This is a genomic window from Cellulomonas sp. plas2, assembly GCF_057221735.1.
The window spans coordinates 162,915-178,486 of record NZ_CM170155.1 but is presented as its reverse complement, the minus strand read 5'-3'; the positions used below and the strand labels follow the sequence as shown (position 1 = coordinate 178,486).

General features: G+C 75.4%; 18 protein-coding genes and 1 tRNA gene. 6 read left to right on the top strand and 13 right to left on the bottom strand.

Annotated elements, in window-relative coordinates; all coding sequences use genetic code 11:
* Window positions 1-8: 8 nt before the first annotated feature.
* A complete protein-coding gene (locus AC2TDM_RS00830; RefSeq protein WP_090032477.1) occupies window positions 9-1,277 on the bottom strand; it encodes a threonine/serine exporter family protein in 1,269 nt (422 codons plus the stop codon).
* A 218-nt stretch (window positions 1,278-1,495) separates the two neighbouring features.
* On the opposite strand from AC2TDM_RS00830, the gene AC2TDM_RS00825 reads away from it, so the two are divergent.
* Window positions 1,496-2,488, top strand: coding sequence for an IS481 family transposase (locus AC2TDM_RS00825; RefSeq protein ID WP_484635513.1), 993 nt, complete (start codon window positions 1,496-1,498; stop codon window positions 2,486-2,488).
* Here the strand turns inward: AC2TDM_RS00825 and AC2TDM_RS00820 are convergent.
* The 4 genes from AC2TDM_RS00820 to AC2TDM_RS00805 all read right to left on the bottom strand — a co-directional run bounded on the left by AC2TDM_RS00820 (window position 2,485) and on the right by AC2TDM_RS00805 (window position 7,678).
* Window positions 2,485-4,959, bottom strand: a complete 2,475-nt coding sequence (locus AC2TDM_RS00820) for a glycogen/starch/alpha-glucan phosphorylase (RefSeq protein WP_484635512.1) — start codon at window positions 4,957-4,959, stop codon at window positions 2,485-2,487. The two genes, AC2TDM_RS00825 and AC2TDM_RS00820, sit on opposite strands and share 4 nt — an antisense overlap.
* Window positions 4,960-5,021: 62 nt before the next feature.
* Window positions 5,022-5,786 carry a copper resistance CopC family protein gene (locus AC2TDM_RS00815; protein WP_090032290.1) on the bottom strand — a complete coding sequence of 255 codons (765 nt, stop codon included), beginning with the start codon at window positions 5,784-5,786 and terminating at the stop codon, window positions 5,022-5,024.
* 9 nt (window positions 5,787-5,795) lie between these two features.
* Window positions 5,796-6,410 (bottom strand): hypothetical protein, encoded by a 615-nt coding sequence (locus AC2TDM_RS00810; protein ID WP_175499391.1) that lies wholly within the window; start codon window positions 6,408-6,410, stop codon window positions 5,796-5,798.
* Window positions 6,411-6,538: 128 nt separating this feature from the next.
* The gene (locus AC2TDM_RS00805) at window positions 6,539-7,678 is read right to left on the bottom strand and encodes an LLM class flavin-dependent oxidoreductase (protein WP_484635511.1); all 1,140 of its coding nucleotides are present in this window, start codon (window positions 7,676-7,678) and stop codon (window positions 6,539-6,541) included.
* 98 nt (window positions 7,679-7,776) lie between these two features.
* On the opposite strand from AC2TDM_RS00805, the gene AC2TDM_RS00800 reads away from it, so the two are divergent.
* Window positions 7,777-8,241 carry a YkvA family protein gene (locus AC2TDM_RS00800; RefSeq protein WP_484635510.1) on the top strand — a complete coding sequence of 155 codons (465 nt, stop codon included), beginning with the start codon at window positions 7,777-7,779 and terminating at the stop codon, window positions 8,239-8,241.
* Here AC2TDM_RS00800 and AC2TDM_RS00795 read toward each other — a convergent pair.
* From AC2TDM_RS00795 to AC2TDM_RS00770, 6 genes are all read right to left on the bottom strand, one after another.
* Window positions 8,204-8,800 (bottom strand): helix-turn-helix domain-containing protein, encoded by a 597-nt coding sequence (locus AC2TDM_RS00795; protein WP_484635509.1) that lies wholly within the window; start codon window positions 8,798-8,800, stop codon window positions 8,204-8,206. The genes AC2TDM_RS00800 and AC2TDM_RS00795 overlap by 38 nt on opposite strands.
* A gap of 88 nt (window positions 8,801-8,888) precedes the next feature.
* The gene (locus AC2TDM_RS00790) at window positions 8,889-9,119 is read right to left on the bottom strand and encodes a DUF6458 family protein (RefSeq protein WP_090032282.1); all 231 of its coding nucleotides are present in this window, start codon (window positions 9,117-9,119) and stop codon (window positions 8,889-8,891) included.
* 167 nt (window positions 9,120-9,286) lie between these two features.
* Window positions 9,287-9,862, bottom strand: a complete 576-nt coding sequence (locus AC2TDM_RS00785) for an ATP-binding protein (protein ID WP_484635508.1) — start codon at window positions 9,860-9,862, stop codon at window positions 9,287-9,289.
* 75 nt (window positions 9,863-9,937) lie between these two features.
* Window positions 9,938-10,321: an STAS domain-containing protein gene (locus AC2TDM_RS00780; RefSeq protein WP_090032278.1), complete on the bottom strand. Its 384-nt coding sequence runs from the start codon at window positions 10,319-10,321 to the stop codon at window positions 9,938-9,940.
* A gap of 183 nt (window positions 10,322-10,504) precedes the next feature.
* Window positions 10,505-10,678, bottom strand: coding sequence for a CsbD family protein (locus AC2TDM_RS00775; protein WP_090032473.1), 174 nt, complete (start codon window positions 10,676-10,678; stop codon window positions 10,505-10,507).
* A gap of 101 nt (window positions 10,679-10,779) precedes the next feature.
* Window positions 10,780-11,244 (bottom strand): ATP-binding protein, encoded by a 465-nt coding sequence (locus AC2TDM_RS00770; RefSeq protein WP_484635507.1) that lies wholly within the window; start codon window positions 11,242-11,244, stop codon window positions 10,780-10,782.
* Window positions 11,245-11,611: 367 nt separating this feature from the next.
* Here AC2TDM_RS00770 and AC2TDM_RS00765 point away from each other — a divergent pair, with 367 nt between their 5' ends.
* Window positions 11,612-11,755 (top strand): hypothetical protein, encoded by a 144-nt coding sequence (locus AC2TDM_RS00765; RefSeq protein ID WP_484635506.1) that lies wholly within the window; start codon window positions 11,612-11,614, stop codon window positions 11,753-11,755.
* Between the two features lie 18 nt (window positions 11,756-11,773).
* Here AC2TDM_RS00765 and AC2TDM_RS00760 read toward each other — a convergent pair.
* Together AC2TDM_RS00760 and AC2TDM_RS00755 are read right to left on the bottom strand one after the other, a co-directional pair.
* Window positions 11,774-11,865 (bottom strand) — tRNA-Ser (locus AC2TDM_RS00760).
* A gap of 391 nt (window positions 11,866-12,256) precedes the next feature.
* A complete protein-coding gene (locus AC2TDM_RS00755) occupies window positions 12,257-12,694 on the bottom strand; it encodes an arsenate-mycothiol transferase ArsC (protein WP_484635505.1) in 438 nt (145 codons plus the stop codon).
* Window positions 12,695-12,789: 95 nt separating this feature from the next.
* On the opposite strand from AC2TDM_RS00755, the gene AC2TDM_RS00750 reads away from it, so the two are divergent.
* The 3 genes from AC2TDM_RS00750 to AC2TDM_RS00740 all read left to right on the top strand — a co-directional run bounded on the left by AC2TDM_RS00750 (window position 12,790) and on the right by AC2TDM_RS00740 (window position 15,568).
* Window positions 12,790-13,650, top strand: coding sequence for an IclR family transcriptional regulator (locus tag AC2TDM_RS00750; protein WP_484635504.1), 861 nt, complete (start codon window positions 12,790-12,792; stop codon window positions 13,648-13,650).
* Window positions 13,651-13,733: 83 nt separating this feature from the next.
* A complete protein-coding gene (gene eda, locus AC2TDM_RS00745) occupies window positions 13,734-14,372 on the top strand; it encodes a bifunctional 4-hydroxy-2-oxoglutarate aldolase/2-dehydro-3-deoxy-phosphogluconate aldolase (protein ID WP_484635503.1) in 639 nt (212 codons plus the stop codon).
* A gap of 56 nt (window positions 14,373-14,428) precedes the next feature.
* Window positions 14,429-15,568, top strand: a complete 1,140-nt coding sequence (locus tag AC2TDM_RS00740; protein ID WP_484635502.1) for a sugar kinase — start codon at window positions 14,429-14,431, stop codon at window positions 15,566-15,568.
* Window positions 15,569-15,572: the final 4 nt, after the last annotated feature.

Sequence of the window (15,572 nt, the reverse complement as noted above, 5' to 3'; positions counted from 1 at the left end):
CCTGCCCCTCAGTGCTCGAACGCCCACTCCCGGTCGGTGAGCATCCGTGCGACGGCCAGGCCGATGGCCAGCGCGGCGACGACGAGCACCGCCTGCACGCCGGACGCCAGCGCCTGCGTCGTGTCCCCCTCCGACAGCGCGAACACCGCCCGGTAGGCCGTCACCCCCGGGACCATGATGACCACGGCCGGCACGGACACGGTGATGCGCGGGACGCGCAGGCGCGGGGCGACGAGCGCCGCCAGCAGCCCGACGAGCAGCGCGGCCCCCGCGGCCGCCGCCTGCGGCAGCACCCCGGCGTCGACGAGCCCGAGCCGCAGGACGTTGGGCACCACCGCGACGGCCGCCGCCGCGGCGGCCATGGGGAGCGTCGAGTTGAACAGCAGCGCGAAACCCAGCACCCCGAGGAACGAGAACAGGCAGCGCAGCGCGACGAGCACGCCCGGCGCCAGCCGCGTGTCGGGCGCGAGGTCCGGCGACAGCCCGACGAGGGCCGACACGCCCCACACCGCAAGCGCGGCGGACATGAGCAGCGTCAGGGCGTAGGTCAGGCGGGCCACGCCGGCCGAGAAGTCCAGCTTCGCCAGGTCCAGCGCACCCGTCACCAGCGGGAAGCCGGGCACGAGGAACAGCACCGCGGACACGTACCCCGCCTCGTGGCGGGTGGCTGTCGCCCCGGAGCCGTGCAGCGCCGTGACGAAGGCCAGGTAGGTCAGGCACGCCAGCGCCGCCGCGACCATCGTCACGCCGAACTGGTTGAGCCCCCGGTGCAGCATCGCCCGCCGCGCGCCCTGCCCCAGCGCCGCCGCGACGAACACCGCCGCCATCTCGACCGGCCCGCCGCGGTTGAGGAAGGAGAACGCCGCGCACGCCAGGCCGGCCCACAGGGCGTTGAGCAGCGCGCCCCACAGCGGGCCGCGCGCCTCGATCTCGTCGAGCGCGCGGGTGACGTCCTCGACCGTGGCCGGGCGCCGGCCGGCGTCGAGGTCGCCCGCCAGCCGCTCGAGCAGCGTGAGCCGGTGCGCGTCGATGCCGACCCGGCGCACCTCCGTCACCTCGGTGCGGAAGCTGCGGCCGCGGTGCGAGGTCGTCGTGATCTCGGTGAGGGTGACGTGCGCCTGGTGCCGCTCCACCCCCAGGGCGTGCGCGACCCGGGCCATCGACGCCTTGACGCGGTAGGAGCCGGTGCCGGCACCGAGGCTCAGGCGGCCCATGCGCAGGGCGACGCCCGAGCGGCGGATGAGCTGCAGCTCGTCGTCGTCGGGCTGGGTGGGCACGGGGACGGGCACGGACGCCATCATGGCCGACGTCCGTGCCCGCCCACCTGCCGGGCCGGGTGCGAGCGGTGCGTGCGGGAGTGCCCGCGGACTAGGTGTACTGCCCAGGCAGGTTGGTTGAGCGGGTGTGACGACACGCGGTAGCGGTCGTGGACGACGAAGACCTCCGGTCGTGGAGTGGAGCTGCTGACGTTCCGCACCACGACCAGGAGGTCTTCGTGTCCCACGCTAACGCTGCTCTGACTCCGCGTGCGCGTCTGCGGTTGGCGCGTCTGATCGTCGAGGAGGATTGGCCGGTCGCGGTGGCCGCCCGCCGGTACGACGTGTCCTGGCCGACCGCCAAGAGGTGGGCTGACCGGTACCGGCAGGCCGGGGCCGAGGGCATGAGCGACCGCTCGAGCCGCCCGTACCGGGTCGCGAATCGGACCCCGCCGCACCAAGTCCGCCGGGTGGTGCACCTGCGGTGGAAGAAGCGACTGTCACCGATCGAGATCGGCGCCCGGGTGGGCATGGCGGCCTCGACCGTGCACGCGGTGCTGGTGCGGTGCCGGCTGAACCGGCTCTCGCACGTCGACATCCGCACCGGCGAGCCGATCCGCCGCTACGAGCACGAACGCCCCGGGGCGATGCTGCACGTGGACGTCAAGAAGCTCGGCAACATCCCCGACGGCGGCGGGTGGCGCTTCGTCGGGCGCCAGCAGGGCAAGCGGCACCGCGCTGCCACTGCGGGGAAGCCGAAGAATGCGCACCGTGACCCCAAGATGGGCACCGCGTTCGTTCACACGGTCATCGACGACCACTCCCGGGTGGCCTACGCCGAGATCCACGACGACGAGACCGCGGCCACCGCCGTGGGTGTGCTGCGCCGGGCGGTGGTCTGGTTCGCCGCCCGCGGCGTGCGCGTCGAGCGGGTGCTCTCCGACAACGGGTCGGCCTACAAGTCCCACGCATGGCGCGACGCCTGCGCCGAGCTCGCGATCACCGTGAAGAAGACGCGTCCGTACCGGCCGCAGACCAACGGCAAGATCGAACGGTTCCACCGCACCATGGCCGCCGGCTGGGCCTTCGCCCGGCACTACAAGTCCGAGACCGCCCGCCGCGCCGCCCTGCCAGGATGGCTCCACCAGTACAACCACCACCGGCCCCACTCAGCGATCGGCAAGGTCCCACCGATCACCAGGTTGACCAACCTGCCTGGGCAGTACAACTAGGCCGTCGGGACGGGCGCCGCCTCCGCGTGCCAGATGCGGTCGAGGTAGTCGCGCATGGAGCGGTCGGAGGAGAAGAAGCCCGACCGTGCCACGTTGAGCACGGCCGACCGCGCCCAGGCGTCCGGGTCGGCGTACGCCCGCTCGACGACGAGCTGCGCGTCGAGGTAGGCCTGGAAGTCCGCCAGGACGAGGAAGCGGTCCTCGTACAGCAGGTTCGAGACGATGGGCTCGAACGTGCGGCGGTCGCCGTCGGAGAACGCGCCCGAGGCGATGAGGTCCAGCGCGTGCCGCAGGGTCGCGTTCGACTCGTAGAAGCTGGTCGGGCGGTAGCCCTTCTCGACGATTTCGGCGACCTCCGGCTCGGTGAGGCCGAAGAGGAAGAAGTTCTCGTCGCCGACGAGCTGGCGGAGCTCGACGTTCGCGCCGTCGTCCGTGCCGATGGTCAGCGCGCCGTTGAGCGCGAACTTCATGTTGCCCGTGCCCGACGCCTCCTTGCCGGCCAGCGAGATCTGCTCCGACAGGTCGGCCGCGGGGATGAGCCGCTCGGCCAGCGTGACGTTGTAGTTGGCCGGGAAGGCGATGCGCAGCCGGCCCTCGAGCACCGGGTCGGCGTTGATGGTCCGGCCGACGGCGTTGATGAGGCCGATGGTCTGCTTGGCCATCTTGTAGCCGGGCGCGGCCTTGGCCCCGAACGTCACCGTCCGCGGCGTGATGTCCGACGCCGCCAGGTCGCCGCGGCGCACCTGGTCGTACAGGGACACCACGTGCAGGAGCTTGAGCGTCTGGCGCTTGTACTCGTGCAGGCGCTTGACCATGACGTCCAGCATCGAGTCGGGGCTGACCTCGATGCCGTCGCGGACCTTGAGCAGGTCCACCAGGCGGGTCTTGTTCGCGGCCTTGACCTCGCGGAAGCGGCGGCGGAACTCCGCGTCCTCGGCCAGGGGCTCCAGCTCGCGCAGGCGGTCCAGGTCCGTGACCCAGCCGTCGCCGATCGCCTCGGTGATGAGCGACGACAGGCGCGGGTTGGACAGGCGGACGAAGCGGCGGGGCGTGACGCCGTTGGTGACGTTGGTGAACTTCTCCGGCATGTACTCCGAGAAGTCCTGCAGCACCTTGTCCCGCAGGAGCTGGGAGTGCAGCTCGGCGACGCCGTTGACCTTCGTGCCGGCGACGGTGGCGAGGTAGGCCATCCGGACCGCCCGCTCGGGGTGCTCGGCGATGATCGACATCCGGCGCACGCGCAGCTCGTCGTCGGGGTAGGCGGTGTGCACCTCGGCGAGGAAGTCCTCGTTGATGCGGTAGATGATCTCGAGGTGGCGCGGCAGCAGCCGGCCCAGCAGCTCGACCGACCAGACCTCGAGCGCCTCGGGCAGCAGCGTGTGGCAGGTGTAGGCGAAGCAGCGCTGCGTGAGCGCCCACGCCTCGTCCCAGTCCCAGCCCTTCTCGTCGAGCAGGATCCGCATGAGCTCGGGGATCGCGATGACGGGGTGGGTGTCGTTGAGCTGGAAGACGATGCGCTCGTCGAGCCGGTGCAGGTCGAAGCCCTCGGGCAGGACGTTGTCGAGGAAGTCCTTGAGCGACGCGGCGGCGAAGAAGTACTGCTGCTGCAGGCGCAGCTCCTTGCCCTGCGGCGTGGAATCCTCGGGGTAGAGCACCTTCGAGATGTTCTCGGCGGCGGTCTGCGCGCGGACGGCGGCCGAGTAGTCACCGGCGTTGAAGATCGACAGGTCGAAGGACTCCGTCGCCGCCGCCGACCACAGGCGCAGCGTGTTGACGCGGCCGTTATGGTAGCCCGGGACCATGTAGTTGTAGGGCACGGCCTGGACCTGCCAGTCCGGGATCCACCGCGTGACCAGGCGGCCGTCGACCGTCGAGGCCTCCGTGCGGCCGCCGAAGCCGATCGTCACCGCGGCCTCGGGGTGCGGGAACTCCCACGGCGAGCCCTGCGCCAGCCACGCGTCGGGCTTCTCCACCTGCCAGCCGTCGACGAAGGTCTGCCGGAAGATGCCGTACTCGTAGCGGATGCCGTACCCGATGCAGGGGATGTTCATCGTCGCGAGGGAGTCGATGAAGCACGCGGCCAGCCGCCCGAGGCCGCCGTTGCCGAGCCCCGGCTCCTTCTCCATCGACCGCAGGCGCTGCAGGTCGATGCCGAGGGACGCCAGCCCCTCCTCGACGATCTCCTCGAGGTCGGTGGCCAGCAGCGCGTTGCCGAGCTGCCGGCCGAGGAGGAACTCCGCCGACAGGTACGCCACGGACTTGGCCTGCACGTCGCGCTGGTGGTCCAGCGTGCGCAGCCAGCGCGACATGAGGTGCGTGCGCACCGTCCGCGCGAGGGCGAGGTACTGGTCGTTCGTCGACGCCCGGGACATCGACATCCCCTGGCCGAACTGGAGCTCGCGCAGGAAGTCCTGCACGAAGCCCTCGACCGAGTGCTGCGGGGTGGTGATCTGGTCAGCGGTCTGGGTCACCCGGCCACGCTAGCGGGACGCGCCCCGTCCCGTCACGTGCTTGCACGACCTGCAAACGGTTTTCAGCCGTCGTCGCGGGGACGGCGCAGGGCGATCCACGCCGCGGCGACGATCCCCGCGAGGACCGCGGTCCCGGCGCCGATCCAGATGCCGGCACCGAGGCCGTCGTCGCTGCCGTCCTCGCCGGCCGCCGTGGGCGTCGCGTCGGGCGACGGGCCGGTGGTCGTCTCGCTGGTCGGCTCGCTGGTCGTCTCGCTGGTCGGCTCGCCCGTCGGGCCCGTGGTCGGCCCGCCGGTCGCGGCCGTCGTCGGGTCCGTCGCGTCCGCCGACGACGAGGGCGTCGGCGCGGCCGTGGTCGGCGCGGGGGCGGCGGCGTCGGACAGGCTGAAGTCGAACGTGCCCTCGATCGGGTGGCCGTCGCCCGACACGACGCGCCACAGCACCGTGTAGGCACCCGCGCCCAGCTCCTCGGGCAGCGGCACGGTCAGCTGCGGCCCGGCCACGACCGGGGCCAGGCCCGGCAGGTCGGTCCCGTCCGGGGCGGTGACCCGGACCTCCTGGGACAGGTCCAGCAGGTCGCCGGAGAACGTGAGGACGAGCTGCGTGGGCGCGGCGTCGAGGACGGCCCCGGCGGCCGGGTCGCTGCCGACGAGCGCGTCGTGCGCCGCGGCCGGACGGGCGGCGAGCGTGCCGCCGGCGAGCGCCAGGAGCAGCCCCAGGACGAGCGCGAGCGCGCCGGGACGGGCACCCGGACGAGCAGCAGGACGAGTGGCAGGGCGGGCACCAGGACGAGCAGCAGGACGGGAGACGACGAGCGCGCGGGTCACCCCGGCAGGCTACGCGTCGGTCCTGGGACGACCCGCGCGGGGGCCGACGTCCCGGCGACCGTCCGGGCGCCGGCCGTCCAGCCGGCGGGCCTCGTCCAGGGCGGCCGTCACCTCGTCGCCGCGCTCGAGGGCCAGCGCCTCCGCCGCGCCGATCAGCCCGGCCACCGCCGCCCGCGAGCGGCTGCGGTGCAGGGCCGCCGCCTCCTCCGCGGTGGCGTCGAGCAGGCCCGTCCACGCGCGGCGCACCTGCGGGCCGTCGCTGACCTGGTGGGGCGCCCGCCGAGCGGCGACGTGCAGCGGCAGCCCCTCGGCGAGCAGCTCGAGCCGGACGGCCAGCACGCCGAGGTCCTGCTCGTCGAGCGGCACCTGGCGCAGGTAGACGCGCACGTCCTTCACCAGCCGCCGCACGACGAGGTGCTCCCGCGGCCCGGCGCGACGACCCAGGCGGCGCAGCGTCTCGAGCGAACGCAGCACCCGCGTCCGCGTGCGGGCCTGCTCGCGGCGCACCCGGCCGGCTCCGCCGGGCAGCAGGCCGCGGGCGCCGCCGCGTCGGTGCACGACCGCGCTGGCCCAGACGGCGGACGGCGCGGCGGCGACGGCCGTCGCCACGGCGACCACCGTCATCAGCTCCTCCACGCGGCCCCTCCCTGCCGGTCCCCACGCCACGGGCGGGGGCTCCCACTCTGCCCTGCCGGGACCGCCCGCCGCCAGGCCGTCCGCCGCCAGGCCGTCCGGGTGGTCCGCCTCAGGTCTCAGGCGCCGACGGGCTGCGGCTCCCGGCCCGCGACGGCCCTGTCGGACCCGGCCGCCGACCCGTCTTCCGACCCGGCCTGCCGCCCGTCCTCCGGGCGCGGCACCGTGCCCAGCGCGGCGGCCAGGAGGCGCAGCGTCTCCTCGCGGTGCGGGGAGCGACGCGGGTCGGTGCCGCGCACCTCGCCCGTGACCGGCTGGACCATGACCTCGTCGGCGCCGATCCGGTCCGCCAGGCGCACGAGCTCGGCGGCCGCGGCCTCGGGCGTGCCGACCACCCAGGCGGCGGTGAGGTCGTCGAGCAGGCCTGACGCGGTCACGGGCAGCGGCGCGGCCTCCGCGTCCTCCACGAGCTCCTGCGGCTCGAGCGACAGGCCGCTGCGGAGCCGGAACATGCTGCGGGCCTGCGGCAGGACCAGGCGGCGGGCCTCGGCCTCCGTCGCGGCCACGGCGGCGTTGGCGACGAGGACCGTCCGCGGCGCGTCGAGCGCCTCCGACGGCCGGAACTCGCGCCGGTACAGCGCGACCGCCTCGTCGACGCCGCGCCCGGCGAAGTGGTGCGCGAAGACGTAGGGCAGGCCGAGGCTCGCGGCGAGCTGCGCCGAGTACATCGACGAGCCGAGCAGCCACAGCTGCGGCGCGCTCGTCGCCCGCGGGGTGGCGCGCAGGCCGTAGGTCCGCTCGCCCAGCCGGACCTCGACGCCGTCGGGGCCGAGGAGGGCCTGCAGGGTGGCGACGTCGTCGGGGAAGGTGTCCACGCCGTCGTCGCGCACGCCCCGGCGCAGCACGTGGCTGGTCACGGGGTCGGAGCCCGGGGCGCGGCCGAGCCCGAGGTCGATCCGGCCGGGGAACGCCGCCTCGAGGAGCGCGAGCTGCTCGGCGACGACCAGCGGCGCGTGGTTGGGCAGCATGACGCCGCCGGACCCGACCCGCAGGTGACGCGTGGCCGAGGCGATGAGGCCGATGAGCACCGGGGGGTTCGTCGCGGCGACGGCCGGCATGTTGTGGTGCTCGGCCACCCAGTACCGGGTGACCCCGAGCGCGTCGGCGGTGCGGGCCAGCGCGAGGCTGGCCGCGACGGCGTCGCCCGTGGACTGGTCCGAGCGGACGGGTACGAGGTCGAGGACGGAGAGAGCGGTCACCCCCGGCGCAACCGGCGGGACGTCGCGGGTGTTCCGGATGCCATCCGTGATCGCGTGCGGGTGCCGGGCCGCGCACGACGACGGGTACCGTCGCCGGCGTGGACCTCCCCGACGGCCTGCCCGGGTGGTGGCTCGGACCGGTGCTCGGCGTGCTGGCGGGGTTGGCCCTCGTGTGGGTGGCGCTGCTCGTCGTGCTGTGGCGCGAGCAGAGGCGGCACGGGGACGCGACGGGGTGGCGGGAGGCGGCGCGGCTCGTGCCCGACGTCGTGCGGCTGGTCCGGCGGCTGCTGGGCGACCCGGCGGTGCCGCGCTCGTCGCGGGTGTGGCTGGGGGTGCTGCTGGTCTACCTGGCCTCGCCGCTGGACCTCGTGCCGGACGTCGTGCCGGTGCTCGGCTACGCCGACGACGCCGTCGCCGTCGCGCTCGTCCTGCGGCACGTCGTGCGACGGGCGGGTGCAGGTGCGGTCGAGCGGCACTGGCCGGGCACGCCGGCGGGGCTGCGGACCGTGCTGGCGCTCGCCGGCGTCAGCCCTCGTCGGCCAGGCCCGCCAGCACCACGGTGACGTACCGGCGTCGCCGGGCGTCGCCGTCGGACGCGGCCGCGGGACCAGCCGCAGGACCCGCCACGGCCGGCGCCCCCAGGGCCGCCGCGTGCTCGGCCCCGCACAGCAGCCGCAGCAGGTCCTCCACCGTGACGTCGCGGCGCAGCCGCCGCTGCGCGCGGTCACGGACGAGCGCCCGCCGCAGCCCGCCCAGCACGGCCGCCCGCGCCGCCGCGCCCTCGGCGGTCACGGCGTCCGGCGCCCGCAGCGCGTCGGCGACCGCTCGGTCGGCGACGAGGGCGGCGACGACCGCGTGCGCGGCGTCGTCGAGCGAGGCGGCGCGCACCCGCTCGGCGAGGGCCGCCAGGGCCGGTCCGGCCAGCGTCTCGACGAGGTGCGCGCGCGTTGGGAAGTGCCGGTAGAGCGTCCCCGTGCCGACCCCGGCCGCCCGCGCGACGGCTCCCATCGTGAGGGCGGCGGGATCCTCGTCGAGCAGCGTGCGCGCCGCGGCCAGCACCGCCGCACGGTTGCGCGCCGCGTCGCTGCGGCGTGCCGGTGGTGCCGCCGGGGCCGTCGCCATGGTCCGACCGTAGCCCTCGCACCGACGAGGCGGAGGGGCCGTCCGCTCGGACGACCCCTCCGGTTGCGTTCGTCGATGTCGCTGCCGGTCAGACCGCCGGCGGGGGCGTCCGGTTGTCGTACCGCTCGACGACCTCGTGGTGGCTGGTCCGCGTGCGCTGGCGCATGAGGACGAGCGAGAGGACGAGGGCCAGGACGCCCGCGCCCATGAGGATGTAGCCGATCACGTTGAGGTCCGCGACCGACCAGGTGTCCGGGGCGACCCCGAACGCCAGGATCGCGCCGACCACGATGAGGAAGATGCCCGTGCCGATGCCCACGTCGTGCCTCCTTGCTCCGACGGCGTGCCGCGTCCGCCCCCTGCGCCCGCCTGCGTCCGCCCGGTGCGGACAGACGTGATCGTGGCGCGGGCGACGAGGGCGCGCGCGCCGAGCGGGCCCCGCACGCCGAGGATCACCCGGACGGCCGATGCCGGGCCGGTGCGTCGTCAGGCCTGCTGCGACCGGGAGAACGTGGCCCACACGTGCTTCGTCTGCTCCGTGGTGTACCAGCCGACGTCCTGCGCGAGGCGCTGGGCGATCATGAGGCCGAACCCGCCGTCGCCCGCCGGACGCGTCCCGGCCACGACCGGCGGCGTCCCCAGCTCGCGGTCGGCGACGTCCAGCAGGTACGTGTCACCGCGCACGGACAGGCGCACGGTCGTCGGCGGCGTGCCGTGCTCGAGCGCGTTCGTCGCCAGCTCGGACGCCACGAGCGCCATGGCGCTGGCCACGGAGACCTCTCGGGTGGCCGCGCCCTGGCCGCCGTCCGCCGTCAGCGCCGCGACGAGCTCGCCGCGCAGGGCCTGGAGCTGACGCACCGACGCGAGGACCCAGAACCGCACCGGGTCGAAACCCGCCTCGGGAAGTGCCTCGGGCAGGCCCGCGTCGGCCGCGGCGCGGACGTCGTGCGCCCCGGCGCCGGCGCGCCCCGCAGGACCCACGGAGGCGTGCACGGAGGCGTGCACGGAGGCGTGCACGGAGGCGTGCACGGACCCGGGGGACGCGGCGGCGGGTTCGGCCACGGGCTCTCTCTCCTGGCTGAAGGGGGCGGGCGGGGTGGGTGTGCGGCAGGTGTTCGGGCGGCGGGCCCGGGCTCCTCAGGCGGCAGGCGGGACCTCGTCGACCACGCGGAGGACGTCGGTGAGCTCGGCCGTCTCGAGGAGGAAGCGGAACGCCGGGGACGGCCCCGCCAGGGTCAGCGTGCCCTCGGGGCTGCGCGTCGCCACGCGGACGAGGAACTTCAGCCCGGAGGAATCGATGAAGTCGACGCCGGAGGCGTCCACGACGACCGGCTTCCCGGTCTCGGAGGTGTCGACGGCGGCCTGCTGGAGGTCGTCGACGAGCGCGGCGTCGACGTCCCCCGTGAGGGTCACGACGACGCGGGCGTCCTCCGGGTGGACGACGACGGCGCCGGACGGTGCCGCGGCGGCGTCGTCGAGGTGGTGCGACGGCGCGGACGCCGCCGACGGGGAGGACTCCATCCCCCCATTGTGCCCACTCGCGGGGCGTGCGCCCGCCCGGGCGCCGCGTCGGGACGGGGACCGCCCCGACACCACCCGTCCGCGGGACGCACGCGGGCCCGGTGCACGAGGTGTGCACCGGGCCCTTGTGGGGAGTCGACCCGGAGTCGACCCGGAGTCGACCCGGAGTCGACCAGGAGTCGATCAGGCGCGGAACGCGTCCTTGACGTTCTCGCCCGCCTGCTTGGTGTTCGCCGAGGCCTGGTCGCGGTGACCCTCGGCCTCGAGGCGCTCGTCGTCGGTGGCGCGTCCGGCGGCCTCCTTGACCTTGCCGACGCCCTCCTCGACCGCGTTCTTGATCTTGTCGTCGAGACCCATGACGTCCTCCACTGCTCGGGGATCCTTGCCCGGCCCACGCTAGGCGGGGGACGGCCCGTCCGCTCGTCGAGCGTGGTGGTGCTCGGCCATGACCCGCCCGGTCAGCACGGGTGGGGCCCGACCGTGGCCCACACGTGCTTCGTCGGGCCGTCCGCGTACCAGCCCAGGCTCTCGGAGAGCCGCTGGGTGATGAGCAGCCCGAACCCGCCGGCCCCGGCGGGCCGCACCCCGGCGACGACGGGCAGGGCGTCGACGCCCGGGTCGGCCACGTCGAGCAGGTAGCAGCGCGAGTCGCAGAGCAGGCGCACGTCCGCCGGCGCACCGCCGTGCTCGAGCGCGTTCGTCGCGAGCTCGGACGCCACCAGCACGACCTCCTGGCTGGTCACGTCCCGTACGCGACCGGCCCCCTCGCCCTCGAGCGTGTCGAGCAGACCGCCGCGCAGCCCCGCGAGTCCCGCGGTCGACGGCAGGCGCCAGGCGCCGAGCAGCGAGAACCCCGCCGTGGGCGCGCCGGTGGGCAGGCCCGCGTCGTCGTGCGCCCGGACGTCGGACGGTTCGGGCGGCATGGCGGGGACCACGGTGCTCCTCGGGCTCGGGAGGGTGCCCCACGACGGTAGGCCCGCGGCTCCGGACCGACCACCGCTGGCGGGGCGACGTGCACCACCCGCGTCAGCCGGTCGGACGCTGCCCGAGTGCACCGCCGGATTCCTGCGGGAGTCGACCCCGAGCTCTCGGGGTCGGGGCGGGGACGGATCTCCACATCGACCCCGAGCAGTTCCACGAGCTGTTCGCGGTCCACGTCGATTCGGTCGTGGCCCGGCGCACGGTCGCCACGCAGCGGCCCCTGGCGCTCGCCGCGTTCCGGCCCCCGCCACCCGGGCGGCGTGGAAGACCGTCCAGTCCTGGTCCCTGTCGGCCCTGCAGGACCTCGCGGTGCCGGGCGAGCTGTCGCGGTTAGCGGCCGACCGTGCCGGCGCGCACCTCGTCGAGGTGGACGCCTCGCGCGCCGTGACGGTCTCGCGGCCGGAGGTGGTGACGGACGTGATCCTGGGGGCGGCCGCGAAGACCGCGGGCTGACGTGGCGGGGCTCCCGGGCGGAGGGCGTGGGATTCGAACCCACGAGGACGGGGGTGTCCCGCCCCAACGGTTTTCAAGACCGTCTCTTTCGGCCGCTCAGACAGCCCTCCCGAGGACCTGGAGCCTAGCGGCGGCGGGGCGGTGCCGGTCCTGCAGCACCAGGGGGTGCCGGCGCGGATGCCCGCGGGGACGGGTGGTCCGTCGGTGCGGCGTGCGGCTGCGCGGTCGGCGTGCCCGGGGAGACACGCCGACCGCGCCCCCGTCCCCGCCGCGGACGCCGCACCGGAGGACCACCTCCGTGGCGGGCCGGTGCGGATCGCGTGGCCGGCACCGGCGCGTCCCGGGCGACACGCCGGCGTCACGCCGTGATGACGGCGCGCTCCGCACCCAGCCGTCCCTCGATCGATCTCGGCAGGTGCCGACCGGTACCGGGCGCCGCCGACCGGGACGGCGGTGGCGTCGGTGCGGGCGACGCCGCTACGGCAGGCGCTGCGACCGCGGTCAGCGGGCCGACAGCCGCGCGGTGAGCTCGCGCACCCGCGCGGCGATGTCGTCGCGCACGAGCCGCATGCGCTCGACGCCGTCGATGCCGCGCTCCGACGGCTCGTCGGTCTCCCAGGTCTCCACGGGCGTGCCGTCCGCCGGCTCGACGACCGCCTCCCGCCCCAGCACGACGACGAGGTCCGCCTCGGCGACGAGCGCGTCGGTCACGGGCTGCGGCCTCTCCCGCGTGATGTCGACGCCGACCTCCCGCAGGACCTCGGCCGACAGCGCGTTCACCGCGTCCCCGGGCCGGGTGCCGGCGGAGGCCACCCGCACGGCGTCGCCGGCAGCCTGCCGCATGAGACCCGCGGCCATCTGGGACTTGCCGCCGTTCTTCACGCAGACGAACAGGACGGAGGGCACGTGCGGGGCGGTCGTGTCGAGCGGCTCGGTCACGCCGTCATCCTGGCTCACGGGGAGGTCCCGGCGGGAGACCCGTCCCCGGCCCGTCACGCCACCGCGACGAGAGCGCCGCCTGGGAGGCTGGCCCCATGACGCCCCCGCCGCCGTCCCCGGCCCAGCCCCGCGGCGCCGCCGCCCCCGGCACCCCCGCCGACGTGCCCGCCGCGACCCGCCCCGGGCCGGCCGGCTCGTCGCCCGTGGAGGCCGTCGACCGGGCGCTGCTGGTCCTGCAGGCGCTGGCGCCGGCCGGGCCGCGCGGGCTCGCGCTGGCCGACCTCGCGGGGACGCTCGGACTCAGCAAGGCCACCGTCCACCGGGTGCTCGCGGCGCTGCGGTTCCGCGGGTTCGTCGTGCAGGACGCCCGCGGGGCCTACGTGCTGGGTCCCGCCGCGACGCGGCTCGCGGACGACTTCCTCGGGGAGGAGAACCTGCCCGTCCTGCTGCACCCGGCGCTCGTCGCCCTGTCCGCCGCGGCCGACGAGCTCGTCCACCTCGGCGTGCTGGACGGGAGCCACGTCGTCTACCTCGACAAGGTGGAGCCGGCACGGGCGCTGCGGGTGTGGTCGGCGGTGGGCCGCCGCGTCCCGGCGGTGACCACCGCGCTCGGGCGGGCCCTGCTCGCGTGGCGCGGGACGGGACGGCAGGCGCTGGAGGGATACGTGCAGGCCGTGGCGGGTGAGCACGCCGCCGACGCCGCCCGCGCGTGGGACGCCGTCGAGCGCGCGCGGGAGCGGGGCTGGGCCACGGAGGTGGAGGAGAACGAGGCCGGCATCTCCTGCGTGGCCGTCCCGCTGCTGCGCTCGGGCGCCGCGGTGGCGGCGGTGAGCGTCACGGCACCGGCCGAGCGGATGACGCCCGACCGCGTCGACGCGCTCCGCCGCACGGTGGCGGAGGTGCTCCCGCCCCTCCTCCCGGCCGGACTGGCGCTGCCGGAGGGTGTCGCCGACTGATCCCGCTGTGACACGATGGGTTCCGTACAGCGAATCGTTTGTTCCGTCAGCCGGAACGTCGCATCCCGACCCGGACAGGACCCATGGCCGACCTCCTCGCCCAGCTCGCCGCCGCGCGGCTCGTGCCCGTCGTGGTGCTCGACGACGCCGCGGACGCGGCCCCCCTCGCGCAGGCCCTCGTCGACGGCGGGCTGCCCGTCGCCGAGGTGACGTTCCGCACCGCCGCCGCGGCGGACGCGATCCGCGCGATGGCCGACCGCGGCGACGTGCTCGTCGGGGCCGGGACCGTCCTCACGCCGGAGCAGGTGGACACCGCCGTCGCCGCCGGCGCGTCCTACGTCGTCTCCCCCGGCACCAGCCGCGCGGTCGTCGAGCGCTGCGCGGAGCACGGCGTGCTCGCGCTGCCGGGCGCGGTCACCGCCACGGAGATCCAGGCCGCCCTCGAGCTCGGCCTGACGACGGTGAAGTTCTTCCCCGCGGGGACCTCGGGAGGCGCGCCGGCCATCGCCGCGCTCGCCGCGCCCTTCGGGGGCGTGCGGTTCGTCCCCACCGGCGGGGTCGGGCCGAAGAACCTCCACGAGTACCTGGCCCTGCCCGCCGTCGCCGCCGTCGGCGGGTCGTGGATGGTGCCCAAGGACCGCATCGCAGCCGGCGACTTCGCCGCGGTCCGCGAGCTGACGGCCGAGGCCGTCGCGCTGGCCGGCAGCCCCGTCCCCGCCTGACGCCCGACGCCGCCCGAGCCCGACGCCCCCACCGACGAGAGCGAGGACCTCCCACCATGAGCACCCCGAGCGCCACCCCTGCCGGCCCCTCCGACACCGGGCTCGCCGTCCGCCCGGCCGCCGACTGCCGCTACGACGTCGTCTCCCTCGGCGAGGTCATGCTGCGGCTCGACCCCGGCGAGGGGCGCATCCGCACGGCCCGCTCCTTCCGCGCCTGGGAGGGCGGCGGGGAGTACAACGTCGCCCGCGGGATGCGGCGGGCGTTCGGGATGCGCGGCGCCATCGTCACCGCGCTGGCCGACAACGAGATCGGCCGGCTCGTCGAGGACCTCATGCTCACCGGCGGCCTCGACACGCAGTTCGTGCGCTGGGTGCCGTACGACGGCATCGGCCGCGGCGTGCGCAACGGCCTGAACTTCACCGAGCGCGGCTTCGGCGTCCGCGGGGCCGTGGGCGTCTCCGACCGGGGGCACACCGCCGCGTCCCAGCTCGGGCCCGGCGACGTCGACTGGGACCACCTGTTCGGCGAGCTCGGCGTGCGCTGGCTGCACACCGGCGGCATCTTTGCGGCGCTCAGCGAGACGGCGGCCCAGACCGTCATCGAGGCCGTCACGGCCGCCAAGCGCCACGGCACGGTCGTCTCCTACGACCTCAACTACCGCCCGAGCCTGTGGAAGGCGATCGGCGGCAAGGCCAAGGCGCAGGAGGTCAACCGGGAGATCGCCCGGCACATCGACGTGATGATCGGCAACGAGGAGGACTTCACCGCCTCGCTCGGCTTCGAGGTCGAGGGCGTCGACGAGCACCTGTCCGACCTCGAGGCGTCGACCTTCGGCGCCATGATCGAGAAGGCCGTGGCGGACTTCCCGAACTTCCGGGTGGTGGCGACGACGATGCGCGGCGTGCACACGGCGACGATCAACGACTGGGGCGCCGTGGCGTGGTCCCGGCCGACGGGCCTCGTCGAGGCCACGCACCGCCCGCGCCTGGAGATCCTCGACCGCGTCGGCGGCGGCGACTCGTTCGCGTCGGGCCTGGTCTACGGCCTGCTCGAGGGCGAGAGCCTGCAGACCGCCGTGGAGTACGGCGCCGCGCACGGCGCCCTGGCGATGACGACCCCCGGCGACACGACGATGGTGACGAAGGCCGAGGTCCTCAAGCTGGCCGGCGGCGGCAGCGCCCGCGTCGACCGCTGAGGCG

Bases quoted from the DNA above. Each gene is read 5' to 3' on its own strand.
- AC2TDM_RS00750 (WP_484635504.1), top strand. From the start codon at position 12,790: ATGACGCCCCCGCCGCCGTCCCCGGCCCAGCCCCGCGGCGCCGCCGCC.
- AC2TDM_RS00810 (WP_175499391.1), bottom strand. From the start codon at position 6,410: ATGACGGTGGTCGCCGTGGCGACGGCCGTCGCCGCCGCGCCGTCCGCC.
- eda (WP_484635503.1), top strand. From the start codon at position 13,734: ATGGCCGACCTCCTCGCCCAGCTCGCCGCCGCGCGGCTCGTGCCCGTC.
- AC2TDM_RS00795 (WP_484635509.1), bottom strand. From the start codon at position 8,800: ATGGCGACGGCCCCGGCGGCACCACCGGCACGCCGCAGCGACGCGGCG.
- AC2TDM_RS00775 (WP_090032473.1), bottom strand. From the start codon at position 10,678: ATGGGTCTCGACGACAAGATCAAGAACGCGGTCGAGGAGGGCGTCGGC.
- AC2TDM_RS00740 (WP_484635502.1), top strand. From the start codon at position 14,429: ATGAGCACCCCGAGCGCCACCCCTGCCGGCCCCTCCGACACCGGGCTC.
- AC2TDM_RS00780 (WP_090032278.1), bottom strand. From the start codon at position 10,321: ATGGAGTCCTCCCCGTCGGCGGCGTCCGCGCCGTCGCACCACCTCGAC.
- AC2TDM_RS00770 (WP_484635507.1), bottom strand. From the start codon at position 11,244: ATGCCGCCCGAACCGTCCGACGTCCGGGCGCACGACGACGCGGGCCTG.